Annotated in this window: 21 protein-coding genes; 7 read left to right on the plus strand and 14 right to left on the minus strand. The window is 39.0% G+C overall.

Going from position 1 to position 21195, the window contains the following annotated elements; genetic code table 11:
* Positions 1-60: 60 nt before the first annotated feature.
* The 9 genes from HMPREF2571_RS02455 to rplK form a co-directional block, all read right to left on the minus strand.
* A complete protein-coding gene (locus HMPREF2571_RS02455; RefSeq protein ID WP_002886967.1) occupies positions 61-804 on the minus strand; it encodes a response regulator transcription factor in 744 nt (247 codons plus the stop codon).
* A 1-nt stretch (position 805) separates the two neighbouring features.
* Positions 806-2122: a GHKL domain-containing protein gene (locus tag HMPREF2571_RS02460; RefSeq protein WP_070847130.1), complete on the minus strand. Its 1317-nt coding sequence runs from the start codon at positions 2120-2122 to the stop codon at positions 806-808.
* Positions 2123-2145: 23 nt separating this feature from the next.
* Positions 2146-3426: a hypothetical protein gene (locus tag HMPREF2571_RS02465; protein WP_013991230.1), complete on the minus strand. Its 1281-nt coding sequence runs from the start codon at positions 3424-3426 to the stop codon at positions 2146-2148.
* Between the two features lie 21 nt (positions 3427-3447).
* A complete protein-coding gene (locus HMPREF2571_RS02470) occupies positions 3448-4338 on the minus strand; it encodes a hypothetical protein (RefSeq protein WP_013991231.1) in 891 nt (296 codons plus the stop codon).
* A 54-nt stretch (positions 4339-4392) separates the two neighbouring features.
* Positions 4393-5700 (minus strand): GHKL domain-containing protein, encoded by a 1308-nt coding sequence (locus HMPREF2571_RS02475; protein WP_070847132.1) that lies wholly within the window; start codon positions 5698-5700, stop codon positions 4393-4395.
* A 452-nt stretch (positions 5701-6152) separates the two neighbouring features.
* Complete coding sequence (gene gltX, locus HMPREF2571_RS02480) at positions 6153-7607, minus strand: glutamate--tRNA ligase (RefSeq protein ID WP_013991233.1); 1455 nt, start codon at positions 7605-7607, stop codon at positions 6153-6155.
* A gap of 235 nt (positions 7608-7842) precedes the next feature.
* Positions 7843-9813, minus strand: coding sequence for a peptide ABC transporter substrate-binding protein (locus HMPREF2571_RS02485; RefSeq protein ID WP_013991234.1), 1971 nt, complete (start codon positions 9811-9813; stop codon positions 7843-7845).
* Between the two features lie 180 nt (positions 9814-9993).
* Positions 9994-10683, minus strand: coding sequence for a 50S ribosomal protein L1 (gene rplA / locus HMPREF2571_RS02490; protein WP_002885800.1), 690 nt, complete (start codon positions 10681-10683; stop codon positions 9994-9996).
* Between the two features lie 99 nt (positions 10684-10782).
* Positions 10783-11208, minus strand: coding sequence for a 50S ribosomal protein L11 (gene rplK / locus HMPREF2571_RS02495; protein WP_002885648.1), 426 nt, complete (start codon positions 11206-11208; stop codon positions 10783-10785).
* Between the two features lie 171 nt (positions 11209-11379).
* Between rplK and HMPREF2571_RS02500 the strand changes: the two genes are divergently transcribed.
* Entirely contained in the window at positions 11380-11733 is a 354-nt protein-coding gene (locus HMPREF2571_RS02500; RefSeq protein WP_002885872.1) for a DUF3397 domain-containing protein, read from the plus strand.
* Between the two features lie 94 nt (positions 11734-11827).
* On the opposite strand, the gene HMPREF2571_RS02505 is transcribed toward HMPREF2571_RS02500, so the two are convergent.
* The 5 genes from HMPREF2571_RS02505 to HMPREF2571_RS02525 all read right to left on the minus strand — a co-directional run bounded on the left by HMPREF2571_RS02505 (position 11828) and on the right by HMPREF2571_RS02525 (position 15541).
* Positions 11828-12325: a beta-class carbonic anhydrase gene (locus tag HMPREF2571_RS02505; protein ID WP_002885818.1), complete on the minus strand. Its 498-nt coding sequence runs from the start codon at positions 12323-12325 to the stop codon at positions 11828-11830.
* A 150-nt stretch (positions 12326-12475) separates the two neighbouring features.
* Entirely contained in the window at positions 12476-13171 is a 696-nt protein-coding gene (locus HMPREF2571_RS02510; protein ID WP_013991235.1) for a TIGR00266 family protein, read from the minus strand.
* An 87-nt stretch (positions 13172-13258) separates the two neighbouring features.
* Positions 13259-14620 (minus strand): DNA repair protein RadA, encoded by a 1362-nt coding sequence (gene radA, locus HMPREF2571_RS02515; RefSeq protein ID WP_072903619.1) that lies wholly within the window; start codon positions 14618-14620, stop codon positions 13259-13261.
* On the minus strand, positions 14617-15084 hold the full coding sequence (locus HMPREF2571_RS02520) for an isochorismatase family protein (protein WP_013991237.1): 468 nt from the start codon (positions 15082-15084) through the stop codon (positions 14617-14619). Before HMPREF2571_RS02520 ends, radA begins: the two co-directional genes overlap by 4 nt.
* Positions 15085-15094: 10 nt before the next feature.
* A complete protein-coding gene (locus tag HMPREF2571_RS02525) occupies positions 15095-15541 on the minus strand; it encodes a dUTP diphosphatase (protein WP_045769395.1) in 447 nt (148 codons plus the stop codon).
* A 207-nt stretch (positions 15542-15748) separates the two neighbouring features.
* Between HMPREF2571_RS02525 and HMPREF2571_RS02530 the strand changes: the two genes are divergently transcribed.
* The 6 genes from HMPREF2571_RS02530 (at position 15749) to galU (ending at position 21169) form a co-directional block, all read left to right on the plus strand.
* Positions 15749-16351 (plus strand): NADPH-dependent FMN reductase, encoded by a 603-nt coding sequence (locus HMPREF2571_RS02530; protein WP_002886986.1) that lies wholly within the window; start codon positions 15749-15751, stop codon positions 16349-16351.
* Between the two features lie 18 nt (positions 16352-16369).
* Entirely contained in the window at positions 16370-17620 is a 1251-nt protein-coding gene (locus HMPREF2571_RS02535) for an NAD(P)H-dependent oxidoreductase (protein WP_002885631.1), read from the plus strand.
* Positions 17621-17736: 116 nt separating this feature from the next.
* Positions 17737-18528, plus strand: a complete 792-nt coding sequence (locus HMPREF2571_RS02540) for a formate/nitrite transporter family protein (RefSeq protein WP_070847134.1) — start codon at positions 17737-17739, stop codon at positions 18526-18528.
* An 8-nt stretch (positions 18529-18536) separates the two neighbouring features.
* Positions 18537-19097, plus strand: coding sequence for an MptD family putative ECF transporter S component (locus HMPREF2571_RS02545; RefSeq protein WP_013991240.1), 561 nt, complete (start codon positions 18537-18539; stop codon positions 19095-19097).
* Positions 19098-19215: 118 nt separating this feature from the next.
* Entirely contained in the window at positions 19216-20238 is a 1023-nt protein-coding gene (locus HMPREF2571_RS02550) for an NAD(P)H-dependent glycerol-3-phosphate dehydrogenase (RefSeq protein WP_045769394.1), read from the plus strand.
* Between the two features lie 16 nt (positions 20239-20254).
* The gene (gene galU, locus HMPREF2571_RS02555; protein ID WP_002886993.1) at positions 20255-21169 is read left to right on the plus strand and encodes a UTP--glucose-1-phosphate uridylyltransferase GalU; all 915 of its coding nucleotides are present in this window, start codon (positions 20255-20257) and stop codon (positions 21167-21169) included.
* Positions 21170-21195 lie beyond the last annotated feature (26 nt).

A 21195-nucleotide genomic window follows, 5' to 3' on the forward strand; every position in this document is an offset into this window, starting at 1 on the left:
GGTTTTACCCACTACAGAAATTATAGAGCCAAATTTAAAAGTCTGATTTAGTCACTCCCACTAATGATTTCTTACCTCTGACCATTTTTTAAGTAGGGCCTTCATTTTCAAGCGAGAAACCGGACATGAATCACCATTCTCAAAATAAATCATCAGTTGCGTCTTATCAATACGGGCAATATTATCCAGATTAACTAAAAAGGAGCGGTGACATGAAAAGAGTATTTTATTCACCGAAGTAATATCTCCAAGATTAGCATAAAACTCCAGGCGCTCTGTTTTAGTAATTAACATTACCTTATGAGGAGTTGCAGCTGTCGCAAAATAATAAATATCTCGCATCGGAACTTGTATTCTAGACTGAGCAGTTTCAAACACAAACATCTCATCATCGTCCACATCTCCAATTTTTTGATTTACAAAAGTCAAGGTTTGTTTCAATTGTTGTTTGAATTCCACATTAGAGACTGTCTTTTCAATAAAATCAAGTGCGGAAACCTTATACTTAAAACTAATTGGAGCAAATTCTGAGTGAGTTGTTACAAAAATAATAACCGCATTAGCATCTTGTTGACGAATTTCAGAGGCAACTTCTAACCCCTTCTTTCGATTGCCATCAATATCAATATCCAAAAGAAAAATCTGATGGTTCCCCTTCTCGTTGATGCTGGACAATAGTTTATGTGGTTTAGAAAAAACTTCAAGTTTTCGTACAGAAAACGCACCCTCTGAAACCAATTCTCTGATGATATCACTAATACGTGTTTGTTGCATCAAATCATCTTCTAAAATATATATATTCATATTAGGGCCTCATTTCTAGTATTTGCATCATTTTATGTTTCTGACTTCGAACAGAGAAGGATGTATTCGGATAACGTTCCAAGATATCTTGAACAGCATTTATACCTGCGTCCCCCCCATTGATAGGAATTTGAGATGCCATCATTGAAAGTAAAGCTTTTTCATCTGAAATTGCACTTTCAACAATAAAACTCTGGCAGCCCTCTTCATCAAAATAGGCAATACAAATAAAGCCCTCGTGGGCTTTGCGAGCACCATCAATAGCATTATTCATAAGATGACCTAAAACAACTGCTAAATCTAAGTCAGTTAGATAGCTATGAATCACTGGATCAGGAATTTCTGCATGAATGTTGAGTTGATACATCTGAGCTTCATGATACTTTGATGAAAGTAGACTATGAATACTTGAGTTTTGGATATTATCCAAATCTGTAACATGAGTAGAGAGGCGGTACTGATCTCGATACACATAAAGATCAACCAAATCTTTTTTGTAAGAACGAATATCTCCTGTTCTTTCGATATCTCTCAGATTATTAAGCAGAAAATTATAGTTAGAGCGAACATGCATCAAGTCTCTATACAAACCTTCTACCCTAGTATTCTCACGCTTCAAATCATCAAGATAGTTGGCTTGCTTCATCGCTAAATCCTGCTCTATTTTTTCCTTAGCGAACTGGTTCACAGCTCCTAGTACAAAGAGGAGTAAGTAGAGATATCCCACTACCAATGGTAAACGAAACCTACCCTCAAGATGTAACTCTGGAAAATAAGTATCAAATGTCGACACCAAAAAGATAACTAAATAATAAAGCAAAAGAAGCATGTTGACCAAACCCAGACGGTTCTTTTTTTCTTGTTGGGCAGCAACTTTCAATATATCTGTAAAATCTAGACGTAAAATAAAATCTACTATTCTAACCGTCAACATGACGAAGGAAAGTGGTACCATAGACCACCAAATATTAGTGTTTAAAGTATCAACAGTTATGCCAAGTATCGGCGGAAAGAAGAAAGTAGCCAAAAAACGTCTTGCCAAATCGACTAGTACCACTGGGTAAAAACCTAGAAAAAAGCGCTCTACAGAAGTTACACTTTTATTCAGTTGGTAGCTAAATGTCAATGTTACAATGGCTACTAAGGGAGGTACTATGCCTATATAGCGTCCAATGAGTTGTCCCCAAATGCATAGAGCAACATCAAATAACAAATAAAGTATACGATTTTTAAGATTAGTGTTTTGTCCACCAATACGTAAATAGATATCCCAAATAATGACAAACATCAAAATTTGAAAAATGACGTTACCTAGCATAGCTACCTTCCTCCTTCCTACAATTATGGTATTACCGTGACAATTTGATAGGTTTTAAATAATTCTTTTTTATTTGTTAAACCGATACCGTTTGACCAGCAAAACTGGGCAAAATCTCGACTAACAACCAGACTATCGTCAAGTTTCGGATTAGCTTCCTGGTTGGTATTCTCAAGAATAAAGCTGAGATTGCCATCCTCATTCTGTTGAATAAGGAAACCAATATCTGTCTCCGGCTCCTTGGCCCAAAGTTTTTCAGCTAAGTTCATGCAACGTTCTAAAACTCTAATAAGAACTGCAACATTTAAATTATTAGGATAAGCATCAACATTGACATCCAACCTAACTGTGACACCTTTTTGTTCCAAAGGAATAACTTGGTTTACAATCCAACTTCTTAATACCGGATAAGGAATCTCGAACAAAGGAGCCAACTTATCATTTAAATCCAAATTATCAAGTTTAAGATGGTTCAAATGCTCATGATAAACGGATAAAACCTCTGACAATTGATTTTTAGCCAGAGGAGTCTCAAGAGCTACCAAAAGACTCTCAAAATCTTTTTCAATAGGTTTTACTTTTGTAAAAAGATCCTCAATATGCTTATTATAGACTTCCAAGTTATAGACATAGGTCTCCACAGCTTCCTTACTACGTTCTCTGACAAATTTATGAGAATAGCGGTTCAAGGTTGTTACCATTAGGAGATAAACCGCCATTGCAATAAAAATTGGCCCTCTCACATCACTACCTGTAGATACCAAAAGAATACTACAAGTAATGTAGAGTGCAAAGGTCAAATCAACCGCAATCAATAAACGCTCACGACCATGGGAATAAATCAGCTCCTTAATCTTGTCAATATCTGAACTTGATAGATAATTGACATAGAGAAAAAAAGGATAAATCATCACATAAGATAGCAAATTTAGGAAGAAATTTTCTTGAATCTCAACCAAGCTCATATTTGTAAATAAGTTACTGAATACATAATATGGTGTAAAAGTCGCAAATAAATCAGTAAAGAGAACCGAGAAAGCCCCAAAAAAGAGGCTTGCCCAGAGCGTCAAACGATGCTCCCGCCGTTCCTTTAAGGCCAAAGCTAGAAAGATAACAACTTGATAATAGAAGCCATCACCTTTACCAAATGATACCACTATACCTAAGAGACTTAAACAAAATACTTTCCAGTAAGCTAGAGTGCTCCTTGTTAGTTTTTTATAAATAAACCAGGTAATATGAAAACTAATAATCTGAATAATACTATTTTCAAGTGATACCATGGTCCAAAGCTGTAAGTTCATGATAATATTTCCTGTTTACACTCAAGAGACAGTTTCGTCATCTTCCTCAACGAGTTCTTGACCAGCCTTTTTCAAAATATCCTGATAGGTTTGTTCAATAAGGTCAAAATCCCCACTATCAATACTTGTCTGCATACTAATGAGTATATTTTCATAATCATGTTTAAATGAGCGTACACTCTTATAGGCAGTTTCGATTTTTTCATTATAAGCTTCCAGACTCCTCAAGTGCTCCTCTTGTTCTCTGAGAATTTTGCTATCACGTACGTCTTTACCATAAGAAACAAAGCGAACAAGAATATACATGTGTATAAGGAAACCAACCCAAATATAAATTTGAGGGTAACCTGGGAGATAGGTCTGACTCAGAAGCAAGGAGAAAATCTCCCGTTTAAAGAGAATAAGCAGATAACTGATAATTAAAATATGATCAACTTGCAAGAGCATACTCTTATATTTATCCTGCAAGTCCTGATATGGTTCCTTAAAAAAGCTATCTAAACCGAACATTTTTTGCAAGCCTAGAAAGAAGGGAAGAACAACACTATCTACAACCAAGATTCCTAAATGGTTTGGAACCAATTCGACCGGCTTATTAAAGAAAACTCGGAAAAAATAAAAACTAAAGAAGCTTGTAATCAGAGTCCAAAAGACAGGGGCAAAGAAAGCACAAAAATACTTTTCTTCTCGTAGAGCCTGAGGTTTTTCAAGAAAAATAAAGACTAGGAGATAAATCGCATCTGGAATATCAATTTGCCATAGCACCTTGGCTAACCACTTAACGGCAGTTACTACGATTACATAAGGAATGTAACTGTAAGTAAAAACATCTAGATAAGCCATTCTAGCTAAAATCACAAGATGTGAAACGACAACAACCAAAGCAATAAGGCCGTCAATCACAAGTTGCATATGCTTTTCCCCTTTCTATTTTCCCTATCCTCTACAAATATTATCTTTGATTTATCAACTATCCTGAAAAGAGAGTACCTGTGTAAAATGATGGTCACAACTACGAGTCTCAAGATTTACTTTTGGATAGCGATTAAGTATATCTGCAACCTTAGACAGACCAAGTCCTCGGCCTTCTCCTTTACTAGAAACCCCTTCATCAAAAATCCTTGACACAGGAATACGTTCTTCTCTGGTTGTATTGTCAATAACCAAGATAAGATAACCTTGATTTTTAAAGAAGGATATGGTTAAAGTAGGATCTTCAGAATCCACTGCCGACTCAATAGCATTGTTTAAGAAGACAGAAGAAATCACAACCAAATCTAAGGCCTCTATCTGAGTTGACGATATAACATCTGGCAACTCCAAATTGACCTTAATTCCTAAGTTCTCAGCCTCAAGCACTTTAGCAGAAAAGAGACTCTTGAGAGATGTGATTTCTAAGTTGATTAAGCGTGACAATTCATAATTTGACAAAGTTAAGCTATTTCCAGATTTTTCTAAAAGTTCTGCATACTCTTGTTTCAAAGCAGGTAAGTCTCGTCGTTGGATACTAACCTCCATTGTTTTAAGCCCTTCGAGATAATCCTTCTTCACCTGAGAAATATCATTATAGAGTTTTTCTAAACGGTGGCTATATTCTTCTAAACTTTCCTCGTGTCTAGCCATTTCTTCGGTCAACTGGTCCTTCACTCTTTTCTTAGAATAGATATTAAGCTGAGCAAAGAGCAAAATAAAGAGAATGGAGTAGACAATCGTAATACTACCTGCTAAATAAATAAAGAGACCTGAGTAAGGAAAGATATTACTGGCATAGAAAATAATTAAAGATAAAATAATATAAGCCAGAGTCACCCCAACCAATAAGCGTTGTCTAACTTGGTAAGTATGGTTATTTCCCATAACATTGAGAGCACCAAAGTCAATAAAGAACACTTTGACAATCAGATGAAAAATTGGGTAAATCAAGAGATAAGACAAAGCAATGAGTACTGGGGTGTCCTTGACCTGTAAGTAATTAATTTGAAAAATCCATGGGAAAAAGTAAAGTTGAAGCAGTTTCGAGGTGACTTCAACAAAAACCCACGGCAAAAAGGTGAAAAGAAAAGAATTCTTTTCACTACTTGATATTTTATTTAAGAAAAGATAGCAGAACAAAAGTGCTAAGAGCGACCCTGTAATGCCTCCAACAAATAGAGAGAGCAAGAGACTCCCTGCGATAAACCAGCATTTACTCTTCCAAGTTTTGAGCAAACCTGACATATCGTGACTAACAATTAAAATAGCCAATAGACGTAGAACCGTAAACAAAACAATCATCTCTAGACTCCCCCTTCCTTTCAAAAATCAACCTACTTTATTGTAACATAAATATATAATTTAGCATCACTCCTATTAGAAAAAGCTAAAAATATAAAGCTATTTTTTCCTGATTGAGAACAATCTAACATCAGACAATCCCACATGTCCCCTACTTTTCATAAACATAAAAAAGAGCTTAGAAAAACTAAGCTCTTTAACTGACTCATTACCTATTTTTATGGGTACATGCCAATAACATAGTAGAAATACCAACCAAATCTTCTCATAATGCTCACTCCTCCCTAATTTTTATTACCAATCTATTATAAAACTAATTTAAAGTTTTGAAAATGATGATATGATTACGAAATATCATCATTATATTACAAAAGTAGACTTAGCAATTATCATATAATCATTGACATATCGCTTATGTGCATTCGAAACCCCAACGATTGTTGGGGTTGTTTTTATAGTGTTGCAAGAACTTGATCAATATGTTTGATTGATTTTTCACGACCGAGCAAGAAAATAGTATCTGGCAATTCTGGACCGTGCATTTCTCCTGAAACAGCAATACGGATTGGCATGAAGAGATTTTTCCCTTTGATTCCTGTTTCTTTTTGAACAGCCTTAATTTGTGGGAAAATGTTTTCAACAACAAACTCATCATCAGACATAGCTTCGAGTTTGGCTTTAAAGGCTTTAAGTACTGTTGGTACTGTTTCACCAGCCATAACTTCTTTTTCAGCCTCTGTCAATTCTGGGAAATCTTCAAAGAAGAGATTTGTAAGAGGGACAATTTCTTCTGCAGCTGTCATTTGTGGTTTATAGAGTTCCACTAATTTCTCAGCTTTATCTGTCAAACGACCAGCTTCTTCCAAGAAAGGTTTGCAAAGAGCAAAGACCTTATCGAAATCTGCATTCTTAATGTAGTCGTTACTCATCCAATCCAATTTCTTCTGGTCAAAGGCCGCTGGTGACTTGCTTAGACGGTTTTCATCAAAAAGTTTAATGAGTTCTTCACGAGAAAAGATTTCGTCTTCACCGCCAGGATTCCAACCAAGAAGAGCAATGAAGTTAAAGACTGCTTCTGGAAGGTAACCTTTTTTACGGTAATCTTCGATAAATTGAAGGGTGTTAGTATCACGTTTAGACAACTTCTTACCAGTTTCAGAATTGATGATAAGAGTCATGTGTCCAAACTCAGGAGCTTCCCAACCAAGAGCTTCATAAACCATGAGTTGTTTTGGTGTATTGGCAATATGGTCATCTCCACGGATAACGTGTGAAATTTGCATATCGTGATCATCAACAACTACCGCAAAGTTGTAAGTTGGGTAACCATCTTTCTTCTGGATAACCCAGTCACCACCGATATTACCACCTTCAAATTCGATATCTCCCTTAACGATATCATGCCATTTATAAATTCCTGACTCATTAACCGCCAAACGAACTGTAGGTACAATACCTGCTGCTTCACGTTCTGCGATGTAGGCAGCTTTTTCTTCTTCAGTCATGCCAAGGAACTCGTTAATGTAACGAGGAGTTTCACCAGCCGCTTCTTGACGTTCGCGCTCTGCAGCCAACTCTTCTTCAGTGACATATGACTTATAGGCTTTACCTTCTGCCAAAAGTTGATCAATATATTTTTGGTAAAGTGGCAAACGCTCTGATTGACGATAGTTTTCGTGTGTCTCAGGACTTTCATCCCAGTCAATTCCCAACCAACGCAAGTTATCAAGCTGTGAACGCTCACCATCTTCAACGTGACGTTTACGGTCAGTATCTTCAATACGGATAATGAATGTACCACCATGATGACGTGCATAAAGGTAGTTAAACAATGCTGTACGAGCATTACCAATGTGTAGAAGCCCTGTTGGACTTGGTGCGTAACGAACGCGGATATCTTTAGCCAAGATAAATCTCCTTTTTATGTTTCATTCTTCAGTCTTTGGATACCTATTGAGCCTAAAGTCCCTTTCTTAGGACTAACTTAAGATGATAAGTACCAGTAGGCAACTCTATCCCCCCAAACTTTCCAAATAAAAATCTAGAAGCGAGTACCAATCTTTCTTATTATATCACAATCTAGGGTGGTTCGAGAAATTTTGTTAAAAAAACGACTACCTAAAGGTAGACGTTTTCAATAGATTACTTAACGTGTTTGGCAAGATCTTTTTGAGCTTTGTCATTAGATTTCGCTCTTTCTTTAAGCCAATCTTTATAAGCTGAGTCGTATTGTTTTTTAGTTACAATATCATCTTGAGATTTAAGATACTTGAAGTAGTATGAAGAACCTTTATCACCAGCTTGAGCATAAGCTCCTGAGAATGGCTTAATACGAGAAATTACAGCAGCTGCACCGTTATAAGTAGTTGTTGGAAGATAGAGGGCACTATCTGTCAACCATGCTTGAGCTTTTGCATATTTTTCATAACGAACCTTCAAGTCTGTTGTTTCCTTAGAGGCATCTTCAACCAATTGGTCATATTCTTTAAGACCTACTTTTTGAACTGCTTGACTATTTGGATCGTCATAACCCATGAAGGATTTAGTATTTTCGCTACTTGTCGTTTTCAAGACATCAAGATAAGTTGAAGGGTCAAGGTAATCAGGGTCCCAAGCCACACCCACTGACAAGTCCCAATCTTCTGCAGCTGCATTTGATGCAGAGTAAGTGATGTTGTTAAAATCATCAGCCGACAATTGGTGAATATCAAGCACAACATTGTCTTTTCCAAGAGCAGATTCAACAGACTGTTTAATTGATTGTACCTGATTCACAGTAATTTTACTTGATTGATTAACAGGGACATCCAAATGAATTGGGAACTGAACTCCTTCTGCTTGAAGGGCTTCCTTAGCTTTAGCAAATTCAGCCTTAGCTTTTTCTGGGTTATAAAGACCGTCTTGACTATCTGCAAGATTCACACCAGACCACTCATCACCATAAGCTGGAAGTTGATCCATTACCATTGTTCCGAAGTCCTTACCATCTGCTTGAACAAAGTCTGGTTTAACAAAGATATTACGGACGGCAGTACTTCCACCTTCCTTACCATTAAGTTGTGCGGCGTAATTTGTACGGTCAATAGCAAAACCTAATGATTGACGGAAATCCTTATTGAGAAGAGCTGTCTTAGTTGATGTCTTTTGCTGGTCATTTTCTTTAGATGTATGACCATAAGTTTGACGATCAATATTAATACCAACACCTTCTACAGCTGATCCAGGTTGCGTATAGAAAATATTATCTTTGTACTGTTTTTCAACTTTGGAATAGTTAGAACTTGTTGGGAATAGACGTGCTAAGTTGTATACACCATCTGTAAAGTTGCGTTCCAAAGACTCTTGGTCTGATCCATCATCATAAGTCAATTTGATATTATCAAAATAGACGTGATCCTTATCCCAATAGTTTTCATTCTTGGTGAACTCAATAGATGACTTCGTTGTCAAAGCCTTAAGAAGGTATGGACCGTTATAAAGGATAGATGTTGGGTCTGTTGACTTACCAAAATCTTTACCTTTAGATTTCAAGAAGTCTCCATTAACAGGCCAAGTAACAGAGTAAGTCAATTTTGAATTCCAGTAAGGTTCTGGTTGACTAAGTGTATATTGCAAGGTGTAATCATCAACAGCCTTGATACCTACATTTGAAAAGTCCTTGTTGGCACCTGAAAGGTAATCATTCAAGCCCTTAACTGAGTTTTGTAGCAAATAAATCGCTTCAGAATTTGTATCCGCAGCATGCTTAAGACCTGTTACAAAGTCCTTAGCTGTTACATTGGCATATTCTTCGCCATCTGAAGTGTACCATTTAAGTCCCTTACGAATCTTGTAAGTATATGTCAAACCATCTTGAGAAACAGACCAGTCTTCAGCGACAGAAGGTTTTAAATTCCCATATTGGTCATTTTCAAACAAACCATCAACACCGTTACTAACAGCTGTAGTCATATTTTTCTTGTTTGTAGCAAGATAGTCCAAGGTTGCAGGGTCACTACCATAGACATAATTATAAGTCTTACCAGACGTCTTACTTGATGACGAGCAAGCCGTTAAAACACCTACAGATAACAGGCCTACGGCTGCCAGTAAAAATACCTTACTCTTTTTCATTCATTGCCTCCTTAAATTCGCAACGTAAAAAGTTCAAAAATCAATAATTATGTGTATACGCTTAAATTATACCATAAATTCGAAAAAGCAACACTACTTTCTGAATATTTTTTATTTTCTACTCAAATTTCGTGTCCAGAGTAAGAAAAAAACCTATCCGAAGATAGGTTTCTACTACTCTTACAATGAGTTAGGATCAACTTTGATACCAGCACCTTGTGTAGTAGTGATTGAAAGGTTTGTGATGTAAGTACCTTTCGCTGTAGCTGGTTTAGCTTTTTGGATTGCATCGTTAAATGCTTTGAAGTTTTCAACCAATTTTTCAGTTTCGAATGAAACTTTACCGATGATAGCTTGTACGTTACCTGCTTTATCAGCACGGTAAGTGATTTTACCACCTTTAGACTCTTCAACTGCTTTAGCAACGTCCATAGTTACTGTACCAGTTTTAGGGTTTGGCATCAAGTTACGTGGTCCAAGGACACGTCCAAGACGACCAACGATTGCCATCATATCTGGTGTTGCAACAACAACGTCAAAGTCAAGCCATCCACCGTTGATTTTAGCAACGAGTTCATCTTCACCAACGAAGTCAGCACCTGCTGCTTTAGCTTCTTCAGCTTTAGCACCACGAGCAAATACAAGAACGCGTTGAGTTTTACCAGTACCGTTTGGCAATACCATTGCACCACGGATTTGTTGGTCAGCTTTCTTAACGTCGATGTTAAGGTTGTATGATACTTCAACAGTAGCATCGAATTTTGCAAAGTTAGTTTCTTGTGCAAGAGCTACAGCTTCTTCTACGCTGTAAGCTTTTGTGCTGTCAATTTTCTCAAGAGCAGCACGCATTTGTTTGCTTTTTTTAGCCATGTTAATTATTTCTCCTTGTGTAATGTGGTCATAACGACTTTCATCTTCCACGTCACTCAGCGAAGTGAGACGACGTCTGTGGTTTTCTTGTTAACTGAATTAGTCAGTAACAGTGAATCCCATTGAACGTGCAGTACCTTCGATCATACGCATAGCTGATTCGATGTTTGCAGCGTTCAAGTCAGGCATTTTAGTTTCAGCAATTTCTTGTACTTGTGCACGAGTTACTGAAGCAACTTTAACTGAGTTTGGAGTACCTGAACCTTTTTCAACACCTGCAGCTTTTTTCAAAAGAACAGCAGCTGGTGGTGTTTTAGTGATGAAATCAAATGATTTATCTTCATACACAGAGATAACAACTGGGATGATCATACCAGCTTGGTCAGCTGTACGAGCGTTAAACTCTTTAGTGAATCCCATGATGTTGATTCCGGCTTGACCAAGAGCTGGTCCAACTGGTGGAGCTGGAGTCGCTTTACCAGCAGGAATCTGAAGTTTTACGATGTTTTCGACTTTTTTAGCCATTTTGTAATTTCCTCCTATTGTGGTTTTGGCGGTAAGTAAGTTTTGTTACCTCCCACAAGTATGTTTTTACATACCTTATCTATTATACAGAAATTCTTTTTAGATGCAAGAATTTCTTATTAAGTTTAGGAAAAAATTTACATAAAGGCCTTTTCGAGGTAAAATAGACTTATGATTCTATATAAATTCTTTGCTATAGCATTTTTGATTTTAACACCTATCTTTGCTTTTATTATCCACCGATTCTTTAGTTTAAAATACCTTGGGCTTAATTTTGCTGACCTTACCTTCCCACTTTATTTTATTGAGGTGGTTGCTGTGTCAGCCCGTTTCTTTACCCATAGCTTTTTGCCTTACATCACCATCTTATTATCCTTGGCGGCTATCATTATCACGATTCAGATGCTAAGAAAAACACAATCTTTCAAGTTTAAACGTTTTCTTAAGTTGTTCTGGCGTATAAGCTTTTTTATCACTAGTCTTTTCTATTTGGGGACCGTGATTCTTATTTTTATCGTTTCTTAAAAACTAGATTAACTCAGCATTTATATTTTATGCTGAGTTTTTTATGTCAAACCATGAAAAAAGCAGGCAATCATGCCTGCTTAATTTTTCGGTATTAGGGATGAACTTGAGTCATTCGACCAGTATCTACATCATAAACCGCACCAGAGATGATAACATCCTCAGGAATAAGCGGTGACTGACGAAGAATCGCCATATCTTCACGAACACTCTCTTCTACATCTGTGAATGGAAGAAAATCTTGATCAGACACATCAACACCAAGTTCCTTATTGAGATAGGCGGTAAACTCATCGTTCTTAAAGGTCTGAGCACCACAATCTGTATGGTGAAGAACTACGATTTCTCGTGTCCCCATCTGTTGTTGAGAAATGACCAAAGAACGAATCATATCTTCCGTTACACGACCACCCGCATTACGCAAAATATGAGCGTCACCTAGGGCCAACCCCAAGGCCTGAGCAACGTGAAGGCGTGAATCCATACAAGTCACAATAGCCACCTTAGTCTTTGGTTTCAAGGGAAGATGGGCTGTCCCGTGGAGGTCAACATAGGCTTTGTTGGCATTGAGAAAGTTTTCAAAATAAGACATAATAACTCACTTTCTAATGAAGAAAATAATTTGACTATCAAATTATTTACACACTATATTATCATCTTTTTATTAACTTGTCAGCTATTGAGTTTGCAATATAAAAAGGAGAATAGATGCTAACAAGCATCCACCCTCCTTCAATTTATATTATGAACGTTTTGGTAAGTATCTATTAAGTAAGCCTGCAAAGGTTTGAAGATTGAGACTTTGAACATAAATTTCACCTGTTCCTCTAAAGGTATTCACAACACCCTCTCCTGTCCCAATAGACTGCCAGAAACCATTTTCCAAGTGAATATCGTAATCTAGTGTCTGGCTCCAGGCAACGACATGGGCATTATCAATAGTCACTTCTTGGTTGTTTAGCTCAATTTTTTTAATAGAACCGTAGGCATTCGCCAAGAGTGTCCCTTGACCTTGGGTTGTCATCACAAAGAAACCTCCTTGCCCACCAAAAAGAGCCTTACCAACAGACTGGAGCTCCATCGTATAGTAGGCCGTTCCATCCAATGCTAGAAAGGCACCATCATTAAGTCGGTACTGCTTTTCTCCCAAATAAAGGGGAATGACCTGACCTGGAGAATCAGGGGCCAAGGCTATATAACCATTATTGGACTGTGAGACAACCTGAGTAATAAAGCTACTTTCACCCGAAACCATTGAACGCCCAACGGCTTTTACAAAGCGGCCCAGACCTGAACCACTGGCATTTAATTTAGTACTCAGCGTCACATTAGGTGTGTGATACACCATACTGCCCCGCTGGATAAAGACCGTTTCACCTTGATTGAGAGATAGCTCTACCAAAGGGAATTGCATGTTGCTGTCTGTGAAAAATTGCATAATAAATACCTCCCTATCCTTAGGAAAAGTATAGCATTGGAGATATAATTTTGCAAACGTTTTCAAGTTGGCTTTTTTATCACTTTTTTAAGAAAAGACTTTTTTGAGTACTTCTCCCACTGTCGTAACGCCAACCACCTGGATACCTTCTGGAATTTTCATGCCGTGCAGAGAATTTTTGGGAGCATAAATCTTAGTAAAACCTAGTTTAGCAGCTTCATTAATACGCTGTTCAATGCGAGTTACTCGGCGTATCTCTCCGGTCAAGCCAATTTCTCCTATAAAGGCTTCTTGTGGATTGGTTGGAAGCTCCTTGTAACTAGAAGCAATGGCAACGGCAACAGCAAGGTCAATAGCCGGCTCGTCCAATTTGACACCACCAGCTGATTTTAAATAAGCATCTTGATTTTGGAGAAGAAGGCCACAACGTTTCTCTAAAACAGCCATAATGAGGCTGACGCGGTTAAAATCCAGTCCCGTTGTTGTCCGCTTAGCATTACCAAAGACGGTTGGGGTCACCAAGGCTTGAACTTCAGCTAAGATAGGTCTGCTACCTTCCATTGTTACAACAATGGCAGAACCTGTGGCTCCGTCTAGGCGTTCCTCTAAGAAAACTTGGCTAGGATTTAGCACTTCTACCAAACCACCAGACTGCATCTCAAAAATCCCAATCTCATTAGTTGAACCAAAACGGTTTTTGACTGCTCGTAAAATACGGAAGGTATGATGACGTTCACCCTCAAAATAGAGCACAGTATCCACCATGTGTTCCAACATACGTGGTCCAGCCAACTGTCCCTCCTTGGTCACATGCCCAACAATAAATGTGGCAATGTTATTGGTTTTGGCAATCTGCATGAGTTCAGCAGTAACTTCACGAACCTGAGATACAGAGCCTTGAACGCCAGAAATCTCTGGACTCATGATGGTCTGAATAGAGTCGATAATGAGGAAATCGGGTTTTATAGCCTCCACTTGGCTACGAACGGCTTGCATATTGGTCTCAGCATAAAGATAAAATTCGTTATCAATATCACCTAAACGTTCGCTCCGCAATTTGATTTGCTCGGCAGATTCTTCCCCAGAAACATAGAGGACAGTTCCCTTGTTAGCCAGCTGTGTTGACACTTGTAAGAGAAGAGTTGATTTCCCTATCCCTGGATCTCCTCCAATAAGAACCAGGCTACCCGGAACCACACCGCCACCTAGAACACGGTTAAACTCATCCATGTCAGTCTTTATGCGGGCATAATTAATTGAAGAGACTTCTTTTAATTTAGTAGGTTTGGACTTTTCACCCGTTAAACTGACACGAGCATTTTTTACCTCCTGCACCTCAACTTCCTCCTCAAAAGAGGACCAAGAAGAACAGTTGGGGCAACGCCCTAGATATTTGGGTGAATTGTAGCCACATTCTCGACAAACAAAAGTTGATTTTTTCTTAGCTATGATAATTCTCCTTCTACGCTTACTCCAGCAGAGTGCCACTTATGCAATGTTTTTTGAAATTTCTTCTGGTTGGCAACTCCGACAGCGGACAAATCGACGGAAACCTGATAATTCTCCTTGAGAGCCGCTAAAACGGAAGCCTTAACACAGCCATTGCCATCTACCCCTATAAACTCTATGCTTTTAGCACCATTTCCCTCTAAAAAATCTTTTAAATCCAGATTGGTGAAACAAGAAGCCCGACGCTTCTCAAAGATACGAGAAGGTACAAGCAGCAAGCCGGTCGCAAATTTCTTCTTTCTATCTTTTCTCTCCCAGAAAAAACGATTGAGAATATAGATAACTCGGTCGCTCGGATAGGTAGCAATTTTGTCATTTACAGCTACAATCAGTTCTTCATGATATGCTTTTCCTACAGCAACATAATCTGACTGCATATCGATTACTAACAAATAATCTGCCACTTTGCTTCCTCTATTTTCCTGTCGATCCAAAACCACCTGTACGAACACCATCAGCTTCGTCCCCATCTACAATCAAGAAGGGCATAAAGACACCTTGAACGATGCGTTCGCCAACTTCAAGAGTCACGGGCTGATCAGTAATATTTTTCATCTGGGCGAAGATATGACCTTCATTTCCTGGATTTCCATAGTAATCGCCGTCAATAACGCCAACTGAGTTGATCAAGACCAGACCTTTTTTACGAGGGTTTGACGAACGGTCATAGAGATAGAGGACCTCACCAGGTTGCATGTAAGCCTTAACACCTGTTGGGACGAGAACAATTTCCCCAGGAGCAATGACAGTGTTCTCTGCCACCTTTAAGTCATAACCTGCAGCATGAGCTGTCTCACGTTTTGGAAGCAATTCCTGATTGTTATACGTTGATACGAGTTCAAATCCACGAATTTTTGTCATTATTTTTCCTTTCAATACATCTATTGACTAGTATTTGTATAAACTAGCCATGCTAGCTTCAGACTTTTAAATCTATCCTATTATAATCTATTCGAAATAAGATGACAAAGGTAATAGTCTAATCACTTTCTCATTAAACGAAGATTGACTTTTAACCAGGAAAACGCTAACATAGTACTAGATATAATACTTTTAAGGAGAATTGTCATGAAATTCATCGGACTTGTTGGTACGAATTCAAAACGTTCAACTAATAGACAATTATTGCAATATATTCAGAAACATTTTGCAGATAAGGCAGACATCGAACTTGTTGAAATCAAAGACCTTCCTGTCTTTAACAAACCCGCTAACAAACAATTGCCAGAAAGTGTCCTTGAAATCGTTAAAAAAATCGATGAGGCTGATGGTGTTATTATTGGAACACCTGAGTATGACCACTCAATTCCTGCCGTTCTCATGAACGCTTTAGCTTGGGTTTCATACGGTGTTTTCCCTCTTTTGAATAAGCCAGTTATGATTACAGGAGCATCTTACGGAACACTCGGGGCTTCTCGTGCACAGTTACAACTTCGTCAAATCTTGAATGCTCCAGAAATCAAAGCTAATGTGCTTCCAGACGAATTCTTACTCTCACACTCCCTACAAGCTTTTGATAGCAATGGTGATTTAGTCGACCTTGATGTCATCAAAAAACTAGATGCTATTTTCGATGACTTCCGTCTCTACGTCAAAATTACTGGTAAACTCTCACATGCTACAGAGTTGCTACACAAAGAAGCTGAAGACTTCGACTGGGAAAGCCTATAGGACAGGAGAATAGAAACTATGAAATTTGTTGGACTCGTTGGAGCAAATTATGACCAATCATATAACCGTAAACTGCTCGAATTTATCAGAAGACATTTTAAAATAAAATTTGAACTTGAAGTTTTGGAAATTGATGAAGTTCCTATGTTTAACCAAGATGAAAAATGGGATGAAAGCTTCCAACTTCGCTTACTTAATAACAAAATTACACGCGCTGATGGTGTTATCATTGCAACACCTGAACATAACCACACTATCTCTGCAGCACTTAAATCAGTTTTGGAGTGGCTCTCATTCGAAGTGCACCCATTTGAAAACAAGCCTGTAATGATTGTTGGTGCTTCATACTACGACCAAGGGACTTCACGTGCCCAAGTGCATTTGCGTAAAATCCTTGAAGCACCTGGTGTCAATGCCTATACACTTCCAGGTAATGAATTCTTGCTTGGAAAGGCTAAAGAAGCCTTTGACCTTGAGGGGAACATTACTAACGAAGGCACTATTAACTTCCTTGAACAATGCTTAGATAATTTCATCCAATATGTAGGAGTGGTTTCTAAATTGAAAAAACCAAAACCAATTGAACCTGAAGACTTGGATTGTAACAACCCAATCGCTACAACTGTTACTGAGGTTGACCCTGATGATCCTGAATGGGTAGAAAAAGTAGCTGAAATCACTGGTGCGGTATCTGGTGATACCTACGTGAAATTGGATCACGGTATTTTGACAGTTAATCAAATTGACATGTTCCTCAAGGCCATGCCGTTTGAATTGACCTATGCCGATGATAATAACCAGTTCCTCTACTACAATAACGCCCATCAAGATCCTGACACTATGTTTGCCAAACGTGTGCCACCTCAATCTGGTAGCCGTATGTCAACTGTTCACGGCTCACTTCCACCAGCTCGTATGAAAAATGTAGAATGGGTTATCGGTACACTTCGTAATGGTAACCAAGAATATGTTCGTACGATTGTTCCAGGGTCACCTGAAGGAGTTATCAATACGCATAACTATCAGGCTATGTACTATGATGATGGTTCTTATGCAGGAATCAATGAAATCGTCTTTAACTTTAAACCATGGCTTGACTGGTATCTCGAAACAACTGGTCAACGCCTTGTCGGAGGAAGCGGTCCTTTTGCACCAGCTGCAGCTAGTCATGGCGGTAGCGACGCCACATCTGGTGCATCAGATGCGGGTGGTCATGGTGGCGACGCAGCCCCAGCCGCAGATGCAACATCTGGAGCATCCTCATATTAAGACTTGGAAAAGTTGGGACAACTGTCCTGACTTTTTTTCATGGTCATCTTAGATTCATTTTCACTCGAGCTTGCGCATTTGCCATGCTCCAAACCACACATTTTAGAGGTAAACCTATGTCTCAATTTCAAGAAAAAGTATTCGCTGCTTGTGCTAAAAAAGAAGCTCTCTTTGACGAAAGTCTGGGGCGCTATGCCTTGCGTTCTATGCTTGCAGGAGCTTATCTTTCCATGTCAACTGCTGTAGGAATTATTGGTGCGGATGTTATCGCTACAGGTATCCCAGCCCTTTCTCGTTTTGTCTTCGCCTTTATCTTTGCCATCGGACTGGTCTTCGTTCTCATATTCAATGGAGAGTTGGCTACTTCAAACATGATGTTCCTGACCAGTGGTGCCTATTATGGTAAAATCAAATGGAGCAAGATGTGTACCATCCTCCTCTACTGTACCTTCTTTAACTTTGTCGGTGCCCTTATCTTGGCCTGGTTCTTCAACCAATCCTTCTCTTTCCAACATTTGACTGACAAGAGTTTCTTAGTTACTGCTGTCTCAACCAAGCTTGGAAAAACAGATTGGATGAACTTTACAGAAGGTATTACAGCTAATATGTTCGTTAATATTGCCATCTTGGGCTACATGCTCCTCAAAGAAGAATCTGCTAAAATTTTCATTGCGCTATCAGCTATCTTTATGTTTGTATTTTTGATTAATGAACACTTGATTGCGAACTTTGCTTCTTTCATGTTGCTCGGTTTCAACGGTGTGCGTGACGCTGTAGATAATTTCACTTTGGCAAATATTCTACGTCAGTGGGTAGTCGTTTTCTTCGGTAACTGGATTGGCGGAGGTATTTTCATTGGTTTGGCATACTCTTGGCTCAATAAAACTAAAACACCTCACATTGATTAGGAGACCACATGCGTCAAAAAACATTCATCAAACAAACCAGCCTAGCTATTCTACTGTATTTTATTTGCCTAGCCCTTGCAGTGGCTATTGATTTAATCTTTTACAAAGTCAAAAATATGTATCATACGCCTGCTTTAGCGGCTATCTTTGCAGGCTGGGTCTACTTGGGGCTTATCAGAAAGACAAAACAATTTGGAGCAATTACCTGTCTGGGTATCTTTATGTCCCTCTTCTTCTTTGCCTCTGGGCACTTTGTTCTAGCCTTTCTTCCTAGCTTTCTAGCTGGCCTTGTCGCTGACTTTCTAGCTAAGAAAGGGAACTATGAGAATAGTAAACTTAATTTACTTTCCTATATGATCTTTTCCCTAGGGAACTTAGCACCCATTATCACCATGTGGCTCGCGCCCAAAGCCTATATCGCACAGCTCCTAGCCAAAGGGAAAACTCAAGATTATGTAAATCAAGTTATGGTTCCCTTTACAGCCAGTCATGTCTTAATCCTGATTGGAGGAACGCTCATGGCTGCTCTCATTGGGGGCTACATTGCCCAAAATTGGCTGAAAAAATAAATAGCCATCAGCCCTCCTAACAGAGAGTACAAGACAAACATGCTTTTCTTATGTTATAATGAGAAAGAATACAGTCTTTTTCTACTTTGTTAGAAAGGACCTAAAGGGAGACCTAATGATGAAAAAACAAAAAATCGCTGTCTTGGGCCCTGGTTCATGGGGAACTGCCCTTGCTCAGGTACTCAACGACAACGGACACGAGGTCCGTATTTGGGGAAACATCCCTGAACAAATTGATGAAATTAACGAGAACCACACCAATACCCGCTACTTCAAGGATGTGGTTTTGGATGAAAACATTAAAGCCTACAAAGAGCTATCTGAAGCCCTAGATGGTGTCGACGCTGTTCTCTTTGTTGTTCCAACCAAGGTCACTCGCTTAGTTGCTAAGCAAGTTGCTGAACTTTTGGACCACGAAGTTGTTGTCATGCATGCTTCCAAAGGTTTGGAACCTGGAACACACGAACGTCTTTCAACAATCCTTGAAGAAGAGATCCCTAAGGAACTTCGTAGTGAGATTGTTGTCGTATCTGGTCCAAGCCATGCTGAAGAAACTATCGTTCGCGATATCACTTTGATTACAGCAGCATCTAAGGATCTTGAAGCGGCACGCTATGTCCAAGGTATTTTCAGCAATAGCTACTTCCGCCTCTACACCAATTCAGATGTGATTGGTGTTGAAACAGCTGGTGCTCTTAAAAACATTATCGCGGTAGGTGCTGGTGCCCTCCACGGTATGGGTTATGGGGACAATGCCAAAGCAGCCGTTATTACTCGTGGACTTGCGGAAATTACTCGTCTTGGTGTGAAACTTGGGGCTGATCCTTTGACTTACAGCGGTCTATCTGGGGTTGGTGACCTTATTGTTACAGGAACTTCTATCCATTCACGTAACTGGCGTGCTGGGGATGCGCTCGGTCGTGGAGAAAAACTAGAAGACATTGAACGTAACATGGGAATGGTTATCGAAGGTATTTCAACCACAAAGGTTGCCTACGAAATCGCCCAAGAACTCGGCGTCTACATGCCAATTACAACAGCAATCTACAAGTCTATCTATGAGGGTGCTGATATTAAGGAATCTATTCTCAATATGATGTCCAATGAATTGCGCTCTGAAAATGAATGGGATAAAAAATAAAATCTAAGGAGTTCTCATGAAGAATCAAAAAGTTAGAAAAGCTATCATCCCCGCTGCAGGACTCGGAACACGCTTTTTACCAGCTACTAAAGCCTTGGCCAAAGAAATGTTGCCAATCGTTGACAAACCAACTATTCAATTTATCGTTGAAGAAGCCCTCAAATCAGGTATCGAAGATATCTTGGTGGTGACTGGTAAATCAAAACGTTCTATCGAAGACCACTTTGATTCAAACTTCGAGTTAGAATATAACTTGGAACAAAAAGGTAAGACAGACCTGTTGAAATTGGTTAATGACACTACTGCTATTAACCTCCACTTTATCCGCCAAAGCCACCCACGTGGCCTTGGAGATGCTGTTCTTCAAGCTAAAGCATTTGTCGGGAATGAGCCATTTGTTGTTATGCTTGGTGATGACCTTATGGATATCACTAACGATAAAGCTGTACCATTGACTAAACAGCTCATTAACGATTATGAGGAAACACACGCATCAACCATTGCAGTTATGCCTGTACCACACGAAGAAGTTTCTTCTTATGGTGTCATCGCCCCTCAAGGCGAAGGCGAAAATGGACGTTATAGCGTTGAAACTTTCGTTGAAAAACCAAATCCAGAGGATGCACCAAGTGATCTTGCTATCATCGGACGTTACCTTCTAACACCTGAAATTTTCGGTATTTTGGAAACTCAAGAACCAGGTGCTGGAAACGAAGTCCAATTGACTGATGCTATCGATACGCTTAACAAGACACAACGCGTCTTTGCTCGCGAATTTACTGGAGACCGTTATGATGTCGGTGACAAATTCGGATTCATGAAAACGTCTATCGATTATGCGCTTAAACATCCTCAAATTAAAGATGACCTCAAGCAATACCTCATTGACTTGGGTCACAAACTTGAAGGCAAACCAGCTAAAAAAGACTAATCATAACCACCCGTCTAACGGGTGGT

Origin of the sequence: Streptococcus sp. HMSC068F04, from assembly GCF_001837455.1 — a bacterium.
In the GTDB taxonomy this organism is placed as follows: Bacteria; Bacillota; Bacilli; order Lactobacillales; family Streptococcaceae; genus Streptococcus; species Streptococcus salivarius_D.